The following is a 6,124-nucleotide window of genomic DNA, read 5'->3' on the forward strand; positions in this document are numbered from 1 at the left end:
ACCGGTAACGCTAAGGAAAATAAGATGAATCTTCAAGGTAAAGTCGCGCTGATCACCGGCTCAACGAGCGGCATTGGTTTAGGGATCGCCAGGGTGCTGGCAAAAGCCGGCGCGCAGACCATCCTCAACGGCTTTGGCGATAGCCAGGCCGCCTGCGCCGAGGTTGCGCAACTGGGGCTCGCGCCGGGCTACCACGACGCCGACCTGCGCGACGTGCGGCAAATCGAAGCGATGTTCTCCTGGGCCGAACGCGAGTTTGGCGGCGTCGATATCGTCGTCAACAACGCCGGTATTCAGCACGTCGCGCCGGTCGAGTCCTTCGCCGTCGAGAAATGGGACGATATTCTCGCCATTAACCTGTCGAGCATTTTCCACACCAGCCGGCTGGCGCTGCCGCGCATGCGCGAACGCAACTGGGGACGCATTATCAATATCGCCTCGGTGCACGGTCTGGTGGCCTCTAAGGATAAGTCGGCCTACGTGGCGGCTAAGCATGGGGCGATCGGCTTGACCAAAACCCTGGCGCTGGAGACCGCCAGAACCGGCATCACCTGCAATGCAATCTGCCCCGGCTGGGTGCTGACTCCGCTGGTGCAGCAGCAGATCGACCGACGCATCGCCGAAGGCACGGACCCGCAGCTGGCCAGAGAGCAGCTGGTGGCCGAAAAGCAGCCCTCAGGCGAGTTCGTTACCCCGGAGCAGCTGGGGGAGATGGCGCTATTCCTGTGCAGCGACGCCGCCGCCCAGGTGCGCGGCGCGGCGTGGAATATGGACGGCGGCTGGGTCGCGCAATAACCGGCGTGGGGCGCAGGACGCGGCTGCCGCATCGTCCTCCCGCCCCGCTGGGATTGCGTAAATAGCGTTGACCAATCAGGCGTTTATTTGCCCGCGACGAAATCATTTCGAGCTATTGATAGAAGAATGATGTATGGTTGCAGGCCATTACATCAGGAAAAAATCATATGTCAGATCGAAAAGACTCGAAAACTCGCCGTAATTACCTTGTAAAATGCTCCTGCCCTAACTGCTCCCAGGAATCAGAACATAGCTTTAGCCGAGTACAAAAAGGCGCCCAGCTCATCTGCCCTTACTGCCATAAACTCTTCCAGTCATCACCCAGAAACGCCGCCTAATCCCTAAATGCCCGACGCTGATTGTGCCTTGCCCCGTTATTTAGATAATTCTTATTATTGGGTCGAATGAGACAATCGGTTTTACCTCGTTCAGGCAAATAGAAAACCCGCACTCTGGCGGGTTTTAAATAGATCAATATTGTATTTCTTTGCATAACCCTGGGTTATCGCATTCCTATTTTTACCAGGAGTTTATTTGTTCCAAAAAATGACAGGTATTGTCAAAAGCTTTGATAATAAAACCGGCAGAGGCCTTATCGTCCCTTCCGACGGTCGTAAAGACGTTCAGGTTCATATTTCCGCATTATCCCCCAACGAGTCCACGGCGATGACGCCCGGTATTCGCGTTGAGTTTCGTCGGGTTAACGGCCTGCGCGGGCCAACCGCGGCAAACGTCTATACCTGCTAGCCCTGCGCCCCGCCTAAAACATCTCCAGAAAACGCTTTACCGTCCGCGAACGTTCAAAACGCCGCCACGCGATGGCGATCTCCGTCTTCAGCGACGCGTCCTGCAAGGGATGCCATGTGACGTTGGGAAGGCAGATACAGGTCATCGACTGAGGCACCAGCGCAAAGCCGAAGCCCGCGTCCACCATGCTAATAGAAGACGAGATCTGTGAAGATTGCCTGGCGCGGCTCATATCGACCCCGGCACGCCGACAGCCATCATAAACCTGCTCGTAGAGGCCCGGCGCCACCTCCGGCGGGAAAATAACCGGCACCGCGTCGCTCAGCTGCGCCAGAGAGAGCGCACTTTCCCCGGAGAGCGGGTGCGAGCGATGCAGCGCGATAACCATCGGCTCCTCGGCAATAATGCGCAAATTAAACGCCTTGCTGCTTTCACACGGCAGGCGCACAAAGGCGATATCCAGCTCCGCCTCGCCCAGGGCATGCATCAGCGTCGCCATATTGCCTTCGACCTGGCGCAGAGCCACCGCCGGATAGCGCTGCTGAAACTGGTACAGCAAAGAGAAAATCTGCGAATGAAAAGCAGCTGAACTGGTGATCCCCGGCACCAGGCTACCGTTCATGCCCCGCGCAATCCCCTTGGTTTTTTCCAGCGCCGCATCGCTTAAGGCGAGGATCTGACACGCGTCGACGTAGAACGACTCTCCGGCCTCCGTCAGCTCAACCCCCCGCGTCAAACGACGCAGCAGCGGAGTCCCTATTTCTCGCTCAAGTCGCTGAATTTGCTGACTTAGTGGCGGTTGAGAAATGCCAAGATCGTGGGCCGCCCGGGTGAAGTTCCGCGCCTCGGCAACGGCGACAAAATAACGTAAATAGCGAAGTTCCATATCGTAAACGTCTCAAACCAGCATGGATTCTATATTGGAACTGAGAGCTGAATCGGGTCAATATTTATTTAATCTTTCTTATATTTGTTGAACGAGGAAGTGGATTGTGAATCATTATCCTGAATGCACCTGCCAGGAGAGCCTGTGCGAAACCGTACGCGGCTTCTCCGCCCACCACCCTGATAGCGTTATCTATCAGACCTCTCTGATGAGCGCGCTGCTGAGCGGGGTCTATGAGGGTAGCACCACCATCGCCGACCTGCTGACCCACGGCGACTTCGGTCTCGGCACCTTTAACGAACTCGATGGCGAACTGATTGCCTTTAGCAGCGAGGTCTACCAGCTGCGCGCTGACGGCAGCGCGCGTAAAGCCCGGGCGGATCAAAAAACGCCCTTCGCGGTGATGACCTGGTTCAGACCGCAGTACCGTAAAACCTTTGACCACCCGGTCAGCCGCCAGCAGCTGCACGACGTTATCGACCAGCAAATCCCCTCCGATAACCTGTTCTGCGCCCTGCATATTGATGGCCACTTTCGCCACGCCCACACCCGCACCGTGCCGCGGCAGACGCCGCCCTATCGGGCGATGACCGACGTGCTCGATGACCAGCCGGTTTTCCGCTTCAACCAGCGCAAGGGGACGCTGGTCGGCTTTCGCACCCCGCAGCATATGCAGGGCCTCAACGTTGCCGGCTACCACGAGCACTTTATTACCGACGATCGCCAGGGCGGCGGCCATCTGCTGGACTACCAGCTCGATAGCGGCGTGCTGACCTTCGGCGAGATCCACAAGCTGATGATTGACCTTCCGGCCGACAGCGCTTTCCTGCAGGCCGACCTGCATCCTGACAATCTCGATGCCGCTATTCGTGCGGTAGAAAACTAAGGAGCTTCAGATGGACAAACCGCGTCACGAACGTCAATGGGCCCACGGTGCCGACTTAATCGTCAGCCAGCTTGAGGCCCAGGGCGTACGCCAGGTCTTCGGCATCCCCGGTGCCAAAATCGACAAGGTGTTTGATTCCCTCCTCGACTCCTCAATCCGCATTATTCCGGTGCGCCACGAGGCTAACGCCGCCTTTATGGCCGCGGCGGTCGGGCGGATTACCGGTAAAGCGGGCGTCGCGCTGGTGACCTCCGGTCCCGGCTGCTCAAACCTGATTACCGGCATGGCCACCGCCAATAGCGAAGGCGACCCGGTGGTGGCGCTGGGCGGCGCGGTGAAGCGCGCGGATAAAGCCAAGCTGGTTCACCAAAGCATGGACACCGTGGCGATGTTCAGCCCGGTCACCAAATATGCCGTCGAGGTGACCGCCTCCGACGCGCTGGCCGAGGTGGTCTCCAACGCCTTTCGCGCCGCCGAACAGGGGCGTCCGGGGAGCGCGTTTGTCAGCCTGCCGCAGGATATCGTTGACGGCCCCGCCAGCGGCAGCACGCTGCCCGCCAGCAGAGCGCCGCAGATGGGCGCCGCGCCGGATGGCGCCGTTGACAGCGTGGCGCAGGCGATCGCCGCAGCGAAGAACCCTATCTTCCTGCTCGGGCTGATGGCCAGCCAGCCGGAAAACAGCCGCGCCCTGCACCGCCTGCTGGAAAAAAGCCATATTCCGGTCACCAGCACCTATCAGGCCGCCGGGGCGGTAAATCAGGATAACTTCGCCCGCTTCGCCGGCCGGGTAGGTCTGTTTAATAACCAGGCGGGCGATCGCCTGCTGCGTCAGGCGGACCTGATCATCTGCATCGGCTATAGCCCGGTTGAGTACGAACCGGCGATGTGGAACAGCGGCACGGCAACCCTGGTGCATATCGACGTGCTGCCGGCCTATGAAGAGCGGAACTACGTCCCGGATATCGAGCTGGTGGGCGACATCGCCGCCACCCTCGAGAAGCTGGCCCAGCGCATTGAACATCGGCTGGTGTTAACTCCGCAGGCGGCGGACATCCTCGCCGACCGCCAGCGCCAGCGGGAGCTGCTTGACCGCCGCGGGGCGCAGCTGAATCAGTTTGCGCTCCACCCGCTGCGCATCGTGCGGGCGATGCAGGATATCGTCAACAGCGACGTCACCTTGACCGTCGATATGGGCAGTTTCCATATCTGGATTGCCCGCTACCTCTACAGCTTCCGCGCCCGCCAGGTGATGATCTCCAACGGTCAGCAAACGATGGGCGTCGCGCTGCCGTGGGCAATCGGCGCGTGGCTGGTCAATCCGCAGCGCAAGGTGGTCTCGGTATCCGGCGATGGCGGCTTCCTGCAGTCAAGCATGGAGCTGGAGACCGCCGTGCGCCTGCACGCCAATATTCTGCACATCATCTGGGTCGATAACGGCTACAACATGGTGGCGATTCAGGAACAGAAAAAATATCAGCGCCTCTCCGGCGTGGAGTTCGGCCCGGTCGATTTCAAAGTCTACGCCGAAGCGTTCGGGGCCTGCGGGTTCGCGGTAGAGAGCGCCGAGGCCCTGGAGCCGACCCTGCGCGCGGCGATGGATGTCGACGGCCCGGCGGTGGTCGCCATTCCGGTCGATTACCGCGATAACCCTCTGCTGATGGGCCAGCTCCATCTCAGCCAAATACTGTGAGTCACTACAAAAGGAAATGAAAATGCAAAAAGTCGCACTTGTCACCGGCGCCGGTCAGGGCATCGGTAAAGCTATCGCCCTGCGTCTGGTGAAGGATGGATTTGCCGTGGCAATCGCCGATTACAACGACGCTACGGCCACAGCGGTAGCCGCTGAAATCAACCAGGCCGGCGGCCGCGCGGTGGCCATTAAGGTCGACGTCTCGCGCCGGGACCAGGTTTTCGCCGCCGTTGAGCAGGCGCGTAAAGCCCTGGGCGGATTCAACGTTATCGTCAACAACGCCGGCATCGCGCCGTCAACGCCGATCGAGTCCATCACCGAGGAGATCGTCGACCGGGTCTATAACATCAACGTTAAGGGCGTCATCTGGGGGATGCAGGCGGCGGTGGAGGCCTTCAAAAAAGAGGGGCACGGCGGGAAGATCGTCAACGCCTGCTCCCAGGCCGGCCACGTCGGCAACCCGGAGCTGGCGGTCTACAGTTCGAGTAAATTCGCCGTGCGCGGCCTGACGCAAACCGCCGCCCGCGATCTGGCACCGCTGGGCATCACCGTTAACGGCTTCTGCCCGGGGATCGTTAAGACGCCAATGTGGGCGGAGATTGACCGTCAGGTGTCGGAAGCGGCGGGCAAACCGCTGGGCTACGGCACGGCTGAATTCGCCAAACGCATCACCCTTGGCCGCCTGTCGGAGCCTGAAGACGTCGCCGCCTGCGTGTCGTTCCTCGCCAGCCCGGATTCCGACTATATGACCGGCCAATCGCTGCTGATCGACGGCGGCATGGTATTCAACTAATCGTAGTATTTAATTAATCGTGGTATTCAACTAATAATATTAAGCTCTGACATGATTTGCCCCTGATCTAACGCAGGGGCCTTTTTATGCCGCAAGTACAAACAAGTCAGCCCTTCACAATCTCCTGCAGAACATTCCCGGCGCGCATTACTCCTCGTAAGCCTGGAGACTCAGCATTTCAACATTCCAACTTTCCAACTTTCCAACTTTCCAACTTTCCAGCTTTCCAGCTTTCCAGCTTTCCAACAATAAAAATTGCCGCTGAAAAAACCTCCAGCAACGGTATCGCGACTTAATGACAACGGGCTGGCAGCGAGGGGGTTAGGG

At 59.1% G+C, this 6,124-nt stretch carries 7 protein-coding genes; 6 read left to right on the top strand and 1 reads right to left on the bottom strand.

From position 1 onward, the window contains the following. Positions 1 to 24: 24 nt before the first annotated feature. The 3 genes from RTE01_RS25215 to cspF all read left to right on the top strand — a co-directional run bounded on the left by RTE01_RS25215 (position 25) and on the right by cspF (position 1,542). On the top strand, positions 25 to 795 hold the full coding sequence (locus RTE01_RS25215; protein WP_041145969.1) for a 3-hydroxybutyrate dehydrogenase: 771 nt from the start codon (positions 25 to 27) through the stop codon (positions 793 to 795). Positions 796 to 962: 167 nt separating this feature from the next. Next, positions 963 to 1,133, top strand: a complete 171-nt coding sequence (locus tag RTE01_RS26290) for a YnfU family zinc-binding protein (RefSeq protein ID WP_217698331.1) — start codon at positions 963 to 965, stop codon at positions 1,131 to 1,133. Between the two features lie 196 nt (positions 1,134 to 1,329). Further along, positions 1,330 to 1,542: a cold shock-like protein CspF gene (gene cspF / locus RTE01_RS25220; protein ID WP_041145970.1), complete on the top strand. Its 213-nt coding sequence runs from the start codon at positions 1,330 to 1,332 to the stop codon at positions 1,540 to 1,542. Between the two features lie 13 nt (positions 1,543 to 1,555). On the opposite strand, the gene RTE01_RS25225 is transcribed toward cspF, so the two are convergent. Beyond that, entirely contained in the window at positions 1,556 to 2,428 is an 873-nt protein-coding gene (locus tag RTE01_RS25225; protein ID WP_041145971.1) for a LysR family transcriptional regulator, read from the bottom strand. A 106-nt stretch (positions 2,429 to 2,534) separates the two neighbouring features. On the opposite strand from RTE01_RS25225, the gene budA reads away from it, so the two are divergent. The 3 genes from budA to RTE01_RS25240 are packed head-to-tail and all read left to right on the top strand — an operon-like array spanning position 2,535 to position 5,797. Beyond that, positions 2,535 to 3,314, top strand: a complete 780-nt coding sequence (budA, locus tag RTE01_RS25230; RefSeq protein WP_041145972.1) for an acetolactate decarboxylase — start codon at positions 2,535 to 2,537, stop codon at positions 3,312 to 3,314. Positions 3,315 to 3,324: 10 nt separating this feature from the next. Continuing rightward, positions 3,325 to 5,004, top strand: coding sequence for an acetolactate synthase AlsS (alsS, locus tag RTE01_RS25235; RefSeq protein WP_123551510.1), 1,680 nt, complete (start codon positions 3,325 to 3,327; stop codon positions 5,002 to 5,004). Positions 5,005 to 5,026: 22 nt separating this feature from the next. Then, positions 5,027 to 5,797: a (S)-acetoin forming diacetyl reductase gene (locus RTE01_RS25240; protein ID WP_041145974.1), complete on the top strand. Its 771-nt coding sequence runs from the start codon at positions 5,027 to 5,029 to the stop codon at positions 5,795 to 5,797. Positions 5,798 to 6,124 lie beyond the last annotated feature (327 nt).

Source organism: Klebsiella terrigena (genome assembly GCF_006539725.1).
GTDB classification, from domain to species: domain Bacteria; phylum Pseudomonadota; class Gammaproteobacteria; order Enterobacterales; family Enterobacteriaceae; genus Klebsiella; species Klebsiella terrigena.